Origin of the sequence: Duganella sp. CY15W, from assembly GCF_009857555.1 — a bacterium.
Classification (GTDB): Bacteria; Pseudomonadota; Gammaproteobacteria; order Burkholderiales; family Burkholderiaceae_D; genus Rugamonas; species Rugamonas sacchari.
The window spans coordinates 1,014,044-1,028,860 of the sequence record NZ_WWCQ01000002.1 but is presented as its reverse complement, the minus strand read 5'-3'; the positions used below and the strand labels follow the sequence as shown (position 1 = coordinate 1,028,860).

The window sequence follows — 14,817 nt, the reverse complement described above, 5'->3', positions numbered from 1 at the left end:
CAATCCCTTACTGAATTAATTGAACTTGGCTGGCGCCCTTGAACACATCGGCGCCCGCAATCACAACCTGGTCGCCGGCCTTGAGCCCGCTCAGGACCTCGACCTGCGTCAGGCTTTGCGCGCCGAGGCGCACCGGACGTCTGACGGCAACCTGGTTGACCACCACATACGCCCAGTGGCCGCCGCTTTCTTCAACAAACGGCCCGCGCGCCACGCGCAGCACGCGCTCGCGCTGGTCCAGCACGACGCGCGCCGACAGGCGCTGGTTCTGGCGCAGCGCCGCCGGCTGCGCGCCGTCAAAACGCAGCCGCGCGGCCACCTCGCCATTCACCACTTCCGGCGAGACGCTGCTGATGCGGCCGCGCCAGCGCTGGCCGTTGCCGCTGAGTTCGCCCAGCATGCCCGGCGCCAGCTCGCGCGCCTGGCTCTCCGCCACCTGGATCTGGACTTCCAGCCGGGTAAGGTCAATCACCGCCAGCAGCTTGGCGTCCTTGGCCACGGAGGAGCGGTCCGCCACAAATACCTGGCCCACCTGGCCATCGACAGGCGCGCGCACCGTCAGGCCGGTCTGCAGGCGCTGCAAGTCGGCCACCTGCAGTTCGGCACGCTCATGGGCCTGGCGGCGGGCCGCCAGTTCAAAGCGGGTGGCGTCGTCCTTGAGCGTGAGCGCCTGGATCGCCTGCTGATGGGCGATGCGGGCCCGCGCCAGCGCATCGCGCGCCTGGTCGACCGCGATGCCGGCCGCCGCGCCGGCATCGAACGCGCGGGTCTGGCGCGTCAGGTCATTCTCGGCGGAGGTCAGCGCCAGCGCGGCGGTCTGCACGCCCGCTTCCGCCGCCGCACGGGCCTGGCGGGCGTCGGCCTGGGCACGCAGCCATTCGCTTTTCAGCGCGTCGGCCGCACTGCGCGACTGCGCCAGACTGGCCTGCAGTTCAGGGCTGGCGATCTGCGCCACTGCCTGCCCGGCCTTGACCGCATCGCCCGGCTGTACCGACAGCGTGACAGTGCCGTCGGAACCGGCATACAGCGTCGGCGCAGCGGCGGCCACCACGCGGCCCTCGGCGGCCACGTCGCGCGTCAGGTCGCCCGATTCCACCGGGGCCAGCGTCAGACGGTCGAGGCTGACGCTGGCCCCGCCCACCACCGCTTCTTTCAATTGCATGGCGAGCCAGCCCGCCAGCACCATGACCGCCAGCCCGAGCGCCAGCCATTTGCGGGTACGCGGCGCGGCGACGGGGAGACGGGTGTCCTGAGTAGAAGTGTCCGGTATCATCGGCTGCCCATTCGAGGTTCAGACTGCCTTGATGGCGGCCATGGGCGGAATGGCCGCCGCCCGCAGCGCGGGCGCCAGCACCGCCAGCTGGCCCAGTATCCACAGCGCCACGGCGCCGGCCGGTAAATACGCCAGCGGCAGGTGCGGCAGTTCGTAAAAGCGCATCAGGCCCAGGTTCAGGCCATAGGCCAGCAGCATGCCGATCGCGATGCCCAGGCTCACGATGAGGAAGTTCTCGATCTGGAAATAACGCAGGATATCGCCGGTAGTGGCGCCCAGCGCGCGCCGGATGCCGATCTGCTTGCTGCGCTGGGTCACCCAGAAACTGGCCAGGCCGACGATGCCCAGCGCAGTCGTGCCCAGCAATGCCACACAGACGCCCAGCAGCAGCAATGCCATCACATAGCTGCTATTGAAATAGCTGGCGCGCAGCGCCGGCACGGTACGGCTTTGTTCGACGTCCAGCACGGCGTCCGTTGCCGTCTGGTTCGCTACCGCCCTGGCGTCTTCCACGATGCGCGCGATATCGGCGGGCCGCCCGCGCAGCAGATATTTGCCGGCCAGCTGCGGCCCGGCAACGGCCGGCACAAACACCGCCCAGTCAGGGTCGGCGCTCTGGCCACCGCCCGGTGCCGCCACCGACAGGTGACGTACCACGCCGGCCACGCGGAAGCTGGTACCCATGGCCCAGAACTGCTGTCCCACCGGGTTCTGGCCGGGCCAGAAATGGCTGGCCAGGGTTTGCGTAATCAGCACCACGGGATTGGCCGGGACCGTGTCGGCGATCGGTGTGTAGTCGTCGGCCTGCGGCAAGCGGCCGGCCAGCAGCTGCAAGCCAAACGTTGATACCGCCTTGGCATCGCCCACATAAAAATCGATCACGCCGCCAAAATGCTTGCCGTCCTGGTCGAGCCGCACACCGGCGCTGGCAACCGGCTCGCCAAATGGCACCATGTTCACTACACTGACCGCCTCGACGCCGGCGATTCCCTGCAACGCGGCCAGCATGCGCGCATTAAGGTCAGCCGCCTGGTCCGGCGTGAAGCCGGACAGTTTGACCGTGCCCAGTGCGGCTTCCTCGATGCCGCTGTCCATCTGCGTCGACTGGACGCGCTGGACCACCAGGAAGCAGGCATTGCACAGCACCGCACACGCGAGCGAGATTTGCAGTGCGATCAGGAAGGTGGCGAGGCGGTGCTTGCGCAGCGCCGCAACTATGTATGGGATCTGCATGGCGTCCTCTATAACGTTTTCAACTGCGTCGCCGGCTGGATCAGCGTGGCGCGCAAGGCCGGCAGCATGCCTGCCAGCAGGCTCACCAGCAGGGACAGGGCGAAGGTCCACAGGAACATGGTGAGGTCCAGATAAGCACCATCCGCATACGGCACCGGCTGGCGCCGCACCAGCGACAGGCCAAGCAGAGTCAGCAGCAATCCCATCGCGCCGCCCAGTACACCAATGATGGCGGACTCGGCCATGCACTGCGCGAACACCGAGCCGCGCGTCGCGCCCAGCGCGCGGCGCAGCCCGGTCTCCGCGCTATGCCGCAGGAACTTGGCCGACAACAGGCTCAGCACGTTGGTCAGGCAAATCGCCAGGAAGGCAAACGCCAGCGCCGTCTGCAGCTTGGTATCGCTGGGCACGACCCGGTTGAAGTCCAGCCACTGCATCAGCGAACGCAGGCGGGTATTGTCGGCATGTTTGATGCGGCCCTGGGCTTTCTGCTGGGTGGCATAGTTCTGCAGGAAGTGGCGGTAGGCGGCGACCTTGGCCGGACTGTCCAGGCGCACCCACAGCGCCACCCAGACGCACGGCGCCTGTTCAAGATGGCCCGGCTGCTCCGGCGAGGCCCAGCAGGTAAATGGCTGGAAATTGCCGGGATTGACGTCCAGGCTGGTGGAGAAGGGCGTGAACACATCCTCGGTCTTGCCGTAAAACCCCGACGTGTCACCGTTGGCAAAGCGGCCGCCGCGCACCTGATAGAACAGCGGGAACGGCCGCCATGGCGCCAGCACGCCAGCAATCCGGACATCCGCATCGCCCAGCCGGATCACGCGGCCGACGCTATCGCCGCCGCCGAACAGCTTGTCGTTGAGGCTGGCGGAGATCACTGCCACGCGCGCGCGCGCCGCGTCATCGGCCTGGCTCCAGCCCTTGCCGTACTTGAATGGCACGTTGAACATGCTGAAGAAGTCGGCCGTGGTGGAGGTCATGGCCAGCATCAGCGGCGGCAACGCCGTGTCGGGCGCGCGCAGCTTGACCTGGCTGTTGGCCACCAGCGTCTGCTGGTCTGCCTGCCGCGCGCTCCACAGGTCCATGGCGGTGCGGTAGTCCAGCACATCAAGCGGTTCGCGGCCCTTGGACTTGGGCGAGACATCCACCTGGGGATAATAGAGGTGCTGGCTGCGTCCCGGCAGCGGATCACCGGACAGCAGCTGCATCACGGTCAGCGTGGTCATGCTGGCGCCGATGCCAACCGCAATCGCCAATATCATCAGCATCGTCAGCGCCTTGTTGCGCCGCGTGTTATGCAGGGCGACTTGGAAGTAATAACTCAGCATGGGATCAGGAACTCAATCATGGTTAGGGATGCGGGCACGCCAGGTCAGCTGTTGACGGCCTTCAGGGTGTCCGTCCGCAACGGCACGCTGCCCAGTTGATAGATCTGGTCAAACACGGCGGCATATTCGTCGGCGCCGTGCATGATCATCACCAGCATGCGGCCGGCGGTGCGCTGCTGAATTTCCTGCATGGCCAGCGCGCGGCTCGACACATCCAGGTTGGCCAGGGGTTCATCCAGAATGTACAGCTCGGCATCGGACGACAGCGCCAGCGCCAGCGCCAGCTTCTGCTGCTGCCCCGCCGACAGCTGGTCGGGATAGGCGTCCAGCAGCTCGGGCGTGTCGAGATTGAAGCGCTGGAGCAGCTGGCGATCCAGGTCCAGTGCGCGCACCACGATGGGCGGAAACTGCAGCGGCAGCGTCACCGCATTGATACGCGCGGGCAGCACCAGCTCACCCGCCGACGGTTGCAGATAACCCGACAGGATATTGGCCAGCGTGGTTTTGCCCGAGCCATTTTGGCCGGCAATCAGCACTTTCTGTCCGGGCTGCACATGCATCGAGAAGCCCTTGATGATGTGGTTGCCATCGTAGTCGTAGCTGATGTCGGCGGCCGTTACCGCGTTGGCCCGGGTGTGATACGGCTGGTCCGCATGCGCGTTGATGAAGTCCACCAGACGGCTGGCAATGGCATTGTGGCCATGCAGTTCGGCCCACTGGCGGAAGATCTCGATCAGCGTGGTGGCGGAACGCCAGAACGAATTCATGAAGCCGATGTAGCCGCCCACGGTCATGGTGCGGTTGAAAACGAAATAGGCGCCGACGAAAATACAGCACGCGTCAGAAATGACCATGGTGACATCGCTGGCCCTTTGCAGGCCGTTCACCACGCGGAATTTGCGGTAGCCGGATTCCAGTGCCTCATCCACCTTGCCGGAAAACACCGACAGGCTGTGCGGGATCATGCCGAAGGTACGGATGATCTTGAACGCGCTGACCGATTTGGTCAGCGTGTCCAGCAGCGCAGCTTCCTTGTCGCGTTCGATATTGGTGAGCCCGCGGATTTTCTTGCCGACCGTAATGCTGACCAGGGTGGCGATGGGAATGATCGCAAACAGCACCAGGAACGCCTGCCACGAGATATACACCAGCACCGACACCAGCGCGGCCAGCGTCACCAGGTTGACCGCCATGCGGCGCACCAGCGGCAGCATCGGCACCAGGCCATCCTTGACATCGGAGCGGATGCGGCTGACGTAGTGGCCATTGCCATTGCGTATCACCTCGCTGTAATTCTTGGCGAAGTAGGCGCGCAACAGGTTTTCGCTGGCCTGCGCGACAATCTGGTTATCCAGCTTTTGCTGCCACAATGACAGCAGATAACTCAGCAGGTTGGCGGACAGCCCCAGCGCCAGATAGTAGGCGCCCAGATACACAAAACGGCTGAAGTCGGTATCGACCGTCACGGCGTCAAAAATCGCCTTGAGCAGCAGGGGATGGAGCATGGCGCCGCCACCGCCGACCACGGCCGCAAACAAGGTTACCCACATATACTGGGCGCGGTATTTTCCCAGCAATAGCATGAAACACTGGAACGAGGATAATGGCGGTTGCGCCGTCCCCGTTCCGGCTTTCAGGCGGTTCTCTGTTAAGCGCATGGTGGCGTTCCTGGTCAGATAGCGTCAGTGCGGTCCACCGATGCTTTGCGCCCCGGCAGGTTGTCGAGTTCATCCAGGAAAAACTCATCCGGCAAATGCTGGTTCAGGCGGTGCAGGGTCCGCATCACGCCAGCCACGCCAGTGGCGTAGTCGCACGAGATACGGAACAGGCCATCACCGGGAGTGGCGTAGCCATCCTGGTGCTTAATCAGGAACAGGTCGCTGAGTCCCTGCAGCGGCCGCTGCGCCATCTCCAGGTATTTTTTATCCTGGGAGTAGAGATAGGCGTCCAGCAGCACGTCAACAAAGCCAACCACACCGTACGACAGCCCCGCAAAAATCGCGTATTTCCGGCAGGCGTCGGCCAGCACGTTCTCGATCTTCGACCACAGGCCGTAGCGGATGGCCACCTTGGCGATGCCGGCGCTGCCCTGCTCGATATAGCTGTCAAAGGTCGTCGTTTCTTCCGGCGCGCACGGGAAGCAGCTCACGCCTGCCTCGTGTTCATGGGCATACGACAAGTCAAACTCGAGCGCCTGGCGGCCCAGCTCCCGCCACTTCTGCATCTGCGTCATTTGCGCCAGGCGCAGGAAGAACAGCGCCACCCCGCTCTGGCCGTATCCCAGGCCGATGCGGACTTCGACCTCATCCTTCCAGTACAGGCCGCGATCATTTTTTTGTGCGCTGGCTTCCAGGGCTTCCGCAAGTTCGACCGCAGCATTCAGATAATGCTGGTCATCGAGCATGCGATAGGCGGCCAGATTGGCCATGCCGACGCCGGCCATGCCGTAGTACAGCGAGTGGTGGCTGCGCAGCAGCTCACTGTGGTTGGCACATTGCAGGAAGCGCTTGCCCGTTTCGACATCGCCGGTGGCCAGCAAGGTCCAGGCGATGCCCGCCGTCCCGACCAGCCAACCCGGCGCCATTTTGGCCGGATCCAGTTCCGCCAGCTCTTTGCGATAGCGCTGCAGCGCTGGCTCGGGCACCGTGTAACCGCAGCGCGACAGCGCGTACAGGATCCCCGACGAACCAAAGCCCAGGCTCATGGGATTGAAATTGGTGCCGAAAGGATCGACCGGGAACAGCGCATAAGGTTGCTCCAGGCGATAGTTGTTGGCGATAAAGCGCGCCATTTCACTGCACGCCTGGTCCAGTTGCAGCGCCGCGTCTGGCTGCCTGCTCATGGGTTTTTCAATTGCCGCAGGACCGTTCAGCAATGCCACCGCTTCGCTGCAGCTGATGGCATTGCCGACGAGTTGTTCGACCACGCGCTGCACCGGCGTTTGCGACCAGCCGATATCGGCCAGCACAACCGGCAGTATTTTGGTGAACAGATCGCCGCGCAGGAACGCCATGGCCGCGATCGGGAAGATGGCATACAACATCATGGTGCCGATCGCATACAGGTCATCCTGGAAATTGCTTTCCTTGGCACGGCCCTTGTGCTCCGAACGGAAGCCTGGTGTAAACAACGTCTCGGGCGCTTCGACCTGCGGCCGGTAGGCGCCTTCCAGGTCGATAATACGCACCTCCATGGTGGCCTTGTCGATCAGGACGTTCATCGGCGAGAGGTCGCCGATCACCATGCCGCGCGCATGGATCTGATCGATCGCCTTGAGCACGCCGGTGAAGATGCGCTTATAGCTGTCATAGAACGCAGCACTGTCGTCCGCCGTCGGATGGGCCAGGATCAACGGACTTTTCATGACCGTCAATTCGCGCACATCGAACGCGTCGAAGTATTCTTCGACCAGATAATAGTTTTCCCAGTCCCAGAATGAGGTGTACACCTCCGGCGTAATCCCCAGCCCGGACAGGATGCGCAGATTATTTTCTTCCTTGGCGAGCCGGGTGGTGGCATCGGCGCCGTTGGCGCCCAGCTCGACAAACGGCCGGGCTTCCTTGATGACCACGTCCTTGCCAGTGGTGGTATCGGTCGCCAGATAGACGCCGCCGGTATTGGAAAAGCCCAGCGCGCTTTTGACGATAAACCGCCCGCCGTTGAGGGTCATTTCATCCTCGTCCGGTTCATCCGACGGGAAGGGATCGGCGGCCCACGGCGGCGTTTCAAAGTACGGACTGCGCTTATCCTCGACCTGCTGGCCGTCGGGCGCGGTCAGTACCGGTATCTGGTTGCCCATGAAATGCAGGCGGCTGACTAAAGTAAAACCACCGTAGCGATAATAAAGACAGCGGCAATCTTTATAACGGCGGTCCGATAATATATAGGAACCAAGATCGTTTTTTAATAACGCATAAGCGCGTTCTATAAATTCGAGAAATATTTCTTCTGTTGCCGGATAAAGCGTAATGAATTTGCCTGAACCGCCGCGTGACCAGCGTTTCGAGGTCATCAGCTTGAGCGTATTGATATCGTTGGCAAATTTAAACTGGACATCGTGCTCAAACGCCAGGGTGGCGACTTTTGCCAGGATATCCTTGCAATTCGATTCGATGGCGGAAACGTGAATCTTCCAGCCCTGTTTAGGCAGTTTGACCGGTGCGCTATTGGCAACCGGAATAATATGGGTCCAGACATCTGCCCGGTGCGTGCGCCAGGGCAGACCACGCTCCTGGATCAGCGTCTCAACCAGGGATTTCAGTTCATCTGCGGGACGGTAGTGCGCGTAATTTGGCTCATAAAACATTTCACTGGAACCACGATAAAAAGCCTTATCGACGTGGCGTTTTTCACGCAGTGATTTCGCGCTACGCACCATATACCATCTCCCTTAGAATAATTATGTCAGCAAATCCGGTCGTATCAGAATCAGCGCGCAGCAGTGCATGCTCCGCGCAGTCCAGCTTAGTCGTTGTCTTTTTTGCAGCAGTCACTGTAAGAACTGGTCACGCTGGAGGCGGCAATTTCGTTGACTTCCAGCTGCATGCGTTGCAGGTTCAAAATCCGGCTCATTTGATACCTCACTGAAAATTAAAGAGTAAAAATGAGAGCAGTGATATTGCATCACTGCTCCGACCTTCATTGATTACGTCTGATCGTTCTTGCAGCAATCAGTATGCGAGCTGCTCAGGCTCAGGCCCGAAACTTCGTTGGTATCCAGAGCCATGCGTTGCAGATTCAGAACACGTTTCATTTGTGCCTCCTAATAATGAAGTTAATAAACCGCCAGACTGTTACATTTGGCGATAATCTTGAACCACAATAGAAAACTTTAGCCATTCACTATGTGGGGATGCCCGCTTCATAACAATTTCCCCCTCGCCGATTGATGGACAATTGACGAGATATTATTTTGCTAATGCGATTAAGGCATATTCATTCTCGGTATTTATTTTTAAACAGTCAACACGAACAACCAGACAATGTTGTAAAAAAATTTATTTTACCGATCGTGACATTTAGTGAAATTTGCACGTATGGTTTATGATATGAAAACAATATTTAAATATAAACTTAATGTTATATTTGGTGACTATTTATTTAATTGCCAGAAAAGGCGATGGCGAACCGGCGGCGCGGTTATTTGAATTCGACACCGGACTCCAGGGCGGCGTCATCCAGTGTGATATTTCGTCCCAGCATTTTGGCGCTGTAGAGCAGGGAGTCGGCGCGGCGCAGCATGGCATCCAGGCTGTCACGCTGATCGAGCAAGGTGGCAATGCCGGCGCTGTAATGCAGCGGGATGCCCAGCTCGCGCGGGCCGGCTGCGGCCAGCCAGTCGCGCAAACGCTGATCGTAGGCGCGCATCGCCGCCGGATCGGCGCCGCGCTTGAGTACACAGAATTCTTCGCCACCGTAGCGGCACACCACATTGCGCTCGCCGCCCACCGACTGCATGCCTTGTACCAGCAGCTTGAGCGCTTTGTCGCCCGTCTCATGGCCCTGCGCTTCGTTGATGTCCTTGAAATGATCCAGATCCAGCAACAGCACGCACAACGGTTGCTGCAGGCGCTGGCTGTCGGCCACAATCGCGACGGCCTGCGCGCTCCAGGCGCGGCGGTTCAGGGCGCCGGTAATGCCGTCGGTATTCGCTAGCCGCTCGAGTTCGCGCGCGGCCTCTTCACGGTGCGCCAGCAAGATGCCGGCCAGCGACATGACCACCGTCACATTGGCGGCCAGGGCAAACAGGATATTGGCCGGATGCGGCGCAAAAAAATTCGGAAATTGTGCGGTGTAAAACGCCCCCAGCACACCACGCGACGCCGTCACCAGCAACTGCACCAGCAGCGATATCACCAGCAGCCAGCGCCAGCGGCCCACCGGCGTCAGTGGCTGACGGCACAGCGTCCAGGCCACCAGCGCCAGCTGCAAGGCCAGCAAGCCGTTAGCCCAGCCCACACGGAAGGCGTAATGTTGAAAGCCGATGCCATAGCCTGCAGTCATGACGGCGGCAATTACTGCGGGTGCGCGCGAGGAGGCGCGACGACCGCACCACAGATCGAAGGCCATGGCGCTGTATGCCAGGCCGGCGGCGATGCCCGCCATGGCCAGTGTCGACAGCAAACGGTCGCCGAGCGAGCCGGCGCCGGCCACGCCCGACAGCAGCAGGCATACCCAGCCGATCGCCTGCAACCCGATGCCCAGCTGTGCGCGGCGCGCAGCCAGATTTACCTTGCCCATGACCGCGAGCAGCGCTGCTGCAATGGTCAACAGATTCAGCGTCATGGCGATCAACAGGGAAGCGACTATTTGCATGGCGAAGCCTAAATCAAGGAGTCGTGTGCAGTATAGCAAGCTAGCGTCGGCTACACTCTGGTCTGGCAACTCTCAACAACAGGAACACGAATGGAAAACTACGCGGAACTGCTGGATACACTGACGCAGCAGGAAAAAGATTTGCAATTTACCGCCTTCAGCAGCGATACCGCACTGGCACTGGGCTTGAAACTGATCGAACTGGCCAAGGCCAAGGACAAGAGCATCACCATCAACATCACCGTCAACAGCAAGGTGCTGTTCCATCATGCGATGCAGGGCGCCTCGGCCGACCAGGCTGACTGGATACGCCGCAAGAACAATGTGGTGGCGCGCTTTGGCCGCTGCTCGTTCTACGTCGGCATCGACCACAAGCACCGTGGCGTGGTGTTTGACGATATCAAATACCTGCCGCCGGTGGACTATGCCGCCAACGGCGGCGCCTTCCCCGTCACGCTCAAAGGCACCGGCATCATCGGCACTGTCACCGTCTCCGGTCTGCGCCAGGCGGAAGACCACGCGCTGGTCGTTGAAGCCTTGCGCGCGGTGCTGGCGTAATCAATAGTGCGGCGGCCGCTCGTGCGGCAGCTGGCCGCCGCTGTTCTGGGCGGCGTTGCGGACGTGCTGGACCAGCGCGGCGCACATCTGTTCCAGCTTGTCGATCTGCCGCTGCTGTTCGTGGATGCGCTGGCTCAGCGAGTCCACCATGTCTTCGGCGTAGGCCAGTTTGATTTCGATGTCGATGAAGCGGTCTTCGTTACTCATGGTTGTTCCTTGTCGGGTTTGGGCGTGGATAGCAGTTCCTTCATGCGCGCCAGGCGTTCTTTCGGCGTCAGCACTTCCGACTCCATTGGCACTGCCGTGCCCTCATCCAACTTCATTTCCTTGATAAAGCGCGACGGGTCGCAGTGCACCTGCTCGCCCGCGCGCTTGCGTTTCTTGCACCATGTGATGGTCAGCGTGCGCTGTGCGCGCGTGATGCCGACGTACATCAGGCGGCGTTCTTCCTGCACCCGCGCCGCGATCGATTCGGCCGGCGCATCGGCATCGCCCTTGTGCGGCAGAATGCCTTCCTCGCAGCCGACCAGGAACACGTGCGGATACTCCAGTCCTTTGGAGGCGTGCAGGGTCGACATGCGCACTGCGTCCGGGTCTTCGTCCTGGCCTTCCAGCATGGACATCAGCGCCACCATCTGGGTCAGTTCCAGCACGTTCTTTTCGTCGCCGTCGCGGTCCTTGCCGCCACGGCCGCGGTCCTTCAGCCAGTTGACGAATTCCAGCACGTTCTGCCACTTGCTCTGGGCCGCGCGCTCGTCAAACATATCGTATAAATAGTTTTCATAATTGATCGCCTCCAGCATGTCATCCAGCACCTGCGCCGCGTTGTCGCCGCTGCCCGACGGGCCGGGACGGCTGGCGCGCGCTTCCAGGTTGTTGATGAAGTTGCAGAAGTCGCGCAGCGGATTCAGCTGGCGGTCCGGCAGCAGGGCTTCGATGCCGCCCTTGAATACCGCCTCGAACAGCGAGCAATTCCACTGGGCGGAGAAGGTGCCCAGCGTCTCCAGCGTCGACTGGCCGACACCCCGGCGCGGCGTGGTCACGGAACGGATGAAGGCTGGATCATCGTCAGTATTCGCCAGCAGGCGCAGGTAGCTGATGATGTCCTTGATCTCGGCCTTGTCGAAGAACGACTGGCCGCCGGAAATCGTGTACGGAATGCGCTCCTTGCGCAAGGCTTGCTCGATGATCCGCGCCTGGTGGTTGCCGCGGTACAGGATCGCGTAGTCCGACCACTTGTTCTTGCGCTGGAAATGGTCGGCCGAAATCATGATGGCCACCTGGTCGGCTTCGGCATCATCGGTGGGCATCGACATCACCTGGATCGGCTCGCCCAGGCCGTGCTCCGACCACAGCGATTTTTCGAACAGCTTGGGATTGTTGCCGATCACCGCGTTGGCCGCCTGCAGGATGCGCGTGGTGGAGCGGTAGTTCTGCTCCAGCTTGATGACTTGCAGGTCCGGGAAGTCGGTCTGCAAGGTTTTCAGGTTTTCCACCGACGCGCCGCGCCACGCGTAGATCGCCTGGTCGTCGTCGCCCACGGCGGTAAACATCGGCTTCTTGCCGATGCCGGTCACCATCAGCTTGACCAGCTCGTACTGGCAGGTATTGGTGTCCTGGTACTCGTCCATGAGCAGATAGCGCAGGCGGCGCTGCCACTTGTCGCGCACCTTCTCGTGATGGCGGAACAGCTCCACCGGCAGGCGGATCAGATCGTCGAAATCCACCGCCTGGTAAGCGGACAGCGTCGCCACATAGCTGGCGTAGACGCGCGCCGATTGCGCCTCGTCCTCGTCCTTGGCCTGGCTCAGCGCCGTCACCGGGTCCACCAGGCCGTTCTTCCACAGCGAGATGTCGGTCTGGATGCGGCGCACTACCTGCTTGTCGGTGGTGATCGCCATGTCCTGGACCAGCGAACCGCAATCGTCGGCATCCATGATGGAGAAGCGGTCCTTGAGGCCCAGTTCATTGCACTCCTGGCGCAGAATCCGCACGCCCAGCGAGTGGAAGGTGGACACCGTCAGCTGCTTGGCCTGTTTGGGCTGCTTGAGCAGCTTGGCGATACGCTCCTGCATCTCCAGCGCCGCCTTGTTGGTGAAGGTCAGCGCGGCAATCGTGCGCGGATCATAGCCGCGGTCCTCGATCAGGTGGGCGATTTTCTGCGTAATCACGCGCGTCTTGCCCGAGCCGGCGCCGGCCAGCACCAGGCAGGGACCATCCAGGTAGGTAACAGCCTGGCTCTGGGGCAAATTAAGGCCGAAAACGGGAACGTTGGTGGACATCGGGCGAGGGATAGAAAATCGGACAAACAGCCCCACATTGTATCAGTCGCCGGGGCCGTCACTGATGCGACGCATGAAGCGTTTGTGGCATTTGCGTTACCATGCGGAGATCTGGGCTCCCGCCTAACCTTATATCGGTTGCAATTATGAAATTTGAACATCTGATCGAAGTCAACGACCCGCTCAACCCGCTCATCGACGCCCTGAGCGTCGAACAAGTGTGGCGCGGCCTGGTGCTGCGCGCCGAATCGCCCAAGCTGTTCGTGCCGCACCTGGACGAAAGCACCATCGACGAGCGCAGCGACAATGGCTTCCGCCGCCGCCTGCGCTATGGCGAACTGGTGGTGGAGGACCGCGTGGAGCTGGACCCCATGCGCAGCGTGCGCTACCGCGTCGCCGCCCAGCAGGACATCGCCGAATCCAGCCTGACCATGACCATCGAGCAGCCGACCGAGGACACGCTGTTCGTGCGCTTCCAGTACGAAGACAGCCATGACGCCGCCACCGACGAAGCGAATGCCATGTACGACGAATTCCGCCGTTCGGCCTACGTCGAATCGGACATCGACACCATCGGCATGCTGCGCGAGCTGGCCCAGCAGGGCCGCCTGGACGCCCTGCTCAACTAATCGTCGGCCGCCGCGCGGCCCCACACTTGCGCCATGCGCAGCGGCGGGGCGTCCAGCGCGGCCACCTGGGCGTTGGTCAGCACCTCGCGGATCGCGTGCAGTTCATTGCGGGTGTCGCGCTGCAGGAACACGTCCAGCGGCGCACCGCGCGGCCCAATCACCGATTCCACATGCGGCGTGGTCGATTGCAGGCCGCGCCGCGACACCACGCCCACCTCGCCGTTAATCATGCGTACATAGGTGCCGATCGGGTAGATGCCCAGTTCGCGGATCACCAGCGACACCAGATTGGTGTCCAGCGTGGTGCGCGCTTCCAGCAGCATGTCGCGCAGCGCGCCGTTGGGCGCCATGGTTGGCCGGTACGTGCGTTCCGACACGCGCGCGCAATAGCGGTCCGCCAGCGCCACCAGCTTGGACAGCAAGGGAATCTGCGCACCGACCTTGCCGAACGGATAGCCGGTGCCATCTTCGTTTTCATGGTGATGAAGCACGCAGTTGAGCCAGGCCTCGTCGTTGACGCCGGCCGCGCGCAGCAGTTGCACGCTGAGTTCGGGATGGGCCAGCTTGCGCGCGTGATCGACCGGGTCCAGCACCGCACTGCTGTCATGCCAGCGCTGGTGATGCTCCAGCATGCCGGTGTTCATGGTCAGCGCGGCCAGCGTGACGGTCATGACATCGTTGCGCGAACGCTGGCGCGCACGGGCCAGCAGCACGGCAATCACCGCCGTGTTGACGCTATGCCGCGCCGCATACGTGGCCTGATGCTGGTTGTGCAGCACGCTGGCCGTGGCAATGTCGACATTGAGCTCCACCGCCGCGTGCACCATGAGCGCGATATCGTCCAGGCGGCGGCGAAAATCCGGCGGCGCCACGCCGTGCGAGACGGCCTGCAGCAGCGTGTGCAGCTCCAGATAGGCGGCGTTGAGCTTGCGCAGCACCGACGGCGGTTCCAGCGCCGGCTGCGGCGGCAGGCCATCCTCGAACACGCCGCGCTCCACCAGATAGGCGATCTGATTGGCGCTGGCGATCATATGTCCCTTACGAACCAGCAAAGCGCCATTTTCCCCGTAGACATCCCAGGGAAGCAGCATGCCCAGCTTCAAATCGGCCGCTGTCACTTTGCGTATGTTCATTGCCCTACCAAAAGTCGATCAATGCAGCAGCATACGGCTTTTCGCATGACGATGTGTGACTTTTTT

General features: G+C 61.7%; 13 protein-coding genes and 1 pseudogene. 2 read left to right on the top strand and 12 right to left on the bottom strand.

Annotation, left to right across the window (positions count from 1 at the left end; genetic code table 11):
- Window positions 1-7: 7 nt before the first annotated feature.
- The 9 genes and pseudogenes from GTP58_RS14145 to GTP58_RS14120 all read right to left on the bottom strand — a co-directional run bounded on the left by GTP58_RS14145 (window position 8) and on the right by GTP58_RS14120 (window position 10,149).
- Entirely contained in the window at window positions 8-1,273 is a 1,266-nt protein-coding gene (locus tag GTP58_RS14145; RefSeq protein ID WP_161077975.1) for an efflux RND transporter periplasmic adaptor subunit, read from the bottom strand.
- A gap of 18 nt (window positions 1,274-1,291) precedes the next feature.
- Window positions 1,292-2,506 carry an ABC transporter permease gene (locus tag GTP58_RS14140; protein WP_161077974.1) on the bottom strand — a complete coding sequence of 405 codons (1,215 nt, stop codon included), beginning with the start codon at window positions 2,504-2,506 and terminating at the stop codon, window positions 1,292-1,294.
- Window positions 2,507-2,514: 8 nt separating this feature from the next.
- Window positions 2,515-3,834 carry an ABC transporter permease gene (locus GTP58_RS14135; RefSeq protein WP_072783323.1) on the bottom strand — a complete coding sequence of 440 codons (1,320 nt, stop codon included), beginning with the start codon at window positions 3,832-3,834 and terminating at the stop codon, window positions 2,515-2,517.
- Window positions 3,835-3,878: 44 nt separating this feature from the next.
- A complete protein-coding gene (locus tag GTP58_RS31935) occupies window positions 3,879-4,394 on the bottom strand; it encodes an ATP-binding cassette domain-containing protein (RefSeq protein ID WP_373924747.1) in 516 nt (171 codons plus the stop codon).
- Window positions 4,395-4,604: 210 nt separating this feature from the next.
- Window positions 4,605-5,384, bottom strand: a pseudogene (locus tag GTP58_RS31930) (ABC transporter transmembrane domain-containing protein); the annotation flags it as partial.
- Between the two features lie 122 nt (window positions 5,385-5,506).
- Entirely contained in the window at window positions 5,507-8,140 is a 2,634-nt protein-coding gene (gene lanKC, locus GTP58_RS14125) for a class III lanthionine synthetase LanKC (protein WP_202413664.1), read from the bottom strand.
- Between the two features lie 158 nt (window positions 8,141-8,298).
- Window positions 8,299-8,406, bottom strand: coding sequence for a class III lanthipeptide (locus GTP58_RS31075; RefSeq protein ID WP_202413663.1), 108 nt, complete (start codon window positions 8,404-8,406; stop codon window positions 8,299-8,301).
- Between the two features lie 73 nt (window positions 8,407-8,479).
- Window positions 8,480-8,587 carry a class III lanthipeptide gene (locus GTP58_RS31070; protein ID WP_202413662.1) on the bottom strand — a complete coding sequence of 36 codons (108 nt, stop codon included), beginning with the start codon at window positions 8,585-8,587 and terminating at the stop codon, window positions 8,480-8,482.
- Window positions 8,588-8,973: 386 nt separating this feature from the next.
- The gene (locus GTP58_RS14120) at window positions 8,974-10,149 is read right to left on the bottom strand and encodes a GGDEF domain-containing protein (protein ID WP_229215564.1); all 1,176 of its coding nucleotides are present in this window, start codon (window positions 10,147-10,149) and stop codon (window positions 8,974-8,976) included.
- 90 nt (window positions 10,150-10,239) lie between these two features.
- Between GTP58_RS14120 and GTP58_RS14115 the strand changes: the two genes are divergently transcribed.
- Entirely contained in the window at window positions 10,240-10,707 is a 468-nt protein-coding gene (locus GTP58_RS14115; protein ID WP_161077971.1) for a heme-degrading domain-containing protein, read from the top strand.
- Here the strand turns inward: GTP58_RS14115 and GTP58_RS14110 are convergent, their stop codons facing one another.
- Window positions 10,708-10,914: a SlyX family protein gene (locus GTP58_RS14110; RefSeq protein ID WP_072783313.1), complete on the bottom strand. Its 207-nt coding sequence runs from the start codon at window positions 10,912-10,914 to the stop codon at window positions 10,708-10,710.
- Window positions 10,911-12,989, bottom strand: coding sequence for a UvrD-helicase domain-containing protein (locus tag GTP58_RS14105; RefSeq protein ID WP_072783311.1), 2,079 nt, complete (start codon window positions 12,987-12,989; stop codon window positions 10,911-10,913). Before GTP58_RS14105 ends, GTP58_RS14110 begins: the two co-directional genes overlap by 4 nt.
- Before the next feature lie 146 nt (window positions 12,990-13,135).
- Between GTP58_RS14105 and GTP58_RS14100 the strand changes: the two genes are divergently transcribed.
- Window positions 13,136-13,618, top strand: a complete 483-nt coding sequence (locus GTP58_RS14100; RefSeq protein ID WP_161077970.1) for an SRPBCC family protein — start codon at window positions 13,136-13,138, stop codon at window positions 13,616-13,618.
- Here GTP58_RS14100 and GTP58_RS14095 read toward each other — a convergent pair.
- Window positions 13,615-14,751, bottom strand: a complete 1,137-nt coding sequence (locus GTP58_RS14095; RefSeq protein WP_161077969.1) for an HD-GYP domain-containing protein — start codon at window positions 14,749-14,751, stop codon at window positions 13,615-13,617. The two genes, GTP58_RS14100 and GTP58_RS14095, sit on opposite strands and share 4 nt — an antisense overlap.
- Window positions 14,752-14,817 lie beyond the last annotated feature (66 nt).

What these genes read in the sequence shown, in the direction of transcription:
- GTP58_RS14145 (WP_161077975.1), bottom strand. Translation starts at nt 1,273, where the DNA reads ATGATACCGGACACTTCTACTCAGGACACCCGTCTCCCCGTCGCCGCG.
- GTP58_RS14140 (WP_161077974.1), bottom strand. Translation starts at nt 2,506, where the DNA reads ATGCAGATCCCATACATAGTTGCGGCGCTGCGCAAGCACCGCCTCGCC.
- GTP58_RS14135 (WP_072783323.1), bottom strand. Translation starts at nt 3,834, where the DNA reads ATGCTGAGTTATTACTTCCAAGTCGCCCTGCATAACACGCGGCGCAAC.
- GTP58_RS31935 (WP_373924747.1), bottom strand. Translation starts at nt 4,394, where the DNA reads ATGCATGTGCAGCCCGGACAGAAAGTGCTGATTGCCGGCCAAAATGGC.
- lanKC (WP_202413664.1), bottom strand. Translation starts at nt 8,140, where the DNA reads ATGTTTTATGAGCCAAATTACGCGCACTACCGTCCCGCAGATGAACTG.
- GTP58_RS31075 (WP_202413663.1), bottom strand. Translation starts at nt 8,406, where the DNA reads ATGAGCCGGATTTTGAACCTGCAACGCATGCAGCTGGAAGTCAACGAA.
- GTP58_RS31070 (WP_202413662.1), bottom strand. Translation starts at nt 8,587, where the DNA reads ATGAAACGTGTTCTGAATCTGCAACGCATGGCTCTGGATACCAACGAA.
- GTP58_RS14120 (WP_229215564.1), bottom strand. Translation starts at nt 10,149, where the DNA reads ATGCAAATAGTCGCTTCCCTGTTGATCGCCATGACGCTGAATCTGTTG.
- GTP58_RS14115 (WP_161077971.1), top strand. Translation starts at nt 10,240, where the DNA reads ATGGAAAACTACGCGGAACTGCTGGATACACTGACGCAGCAGGAAAAA.
- GTP58_RS14110 (WP_072783313.1), bottom strand. Translation starts at nt 10,914, where the DNA reads ATGAGTAACGAAGACCGCTTCATCGACATCGAAATCAAACTGGCCTAC.
- GTP58_RS14105 (WP_072783311.1), bottom strand. Translation starts at nt 12,989, where the DNA reads ATGTCCACCAACGTTCCCGTTTTCGGCCTTAATTTGCCCCAGAGCCAG.
- GTP58_RS14100 (WP_161077970.1), top strand. Translation starts at nt 13,136, where the DNA reads ATGAAATTTGAACATCTGATCGAAGTCAACGACCCGCTCAACCCGCTC.
- GTP58_RS14095 (WP_161077969.1), bottom strand. Translation starts at nt 14,751, where the DNA reads ATGAACATACGCAAAGTGACAGCGGCCGATTTGAAGCTGGGCATGCTG.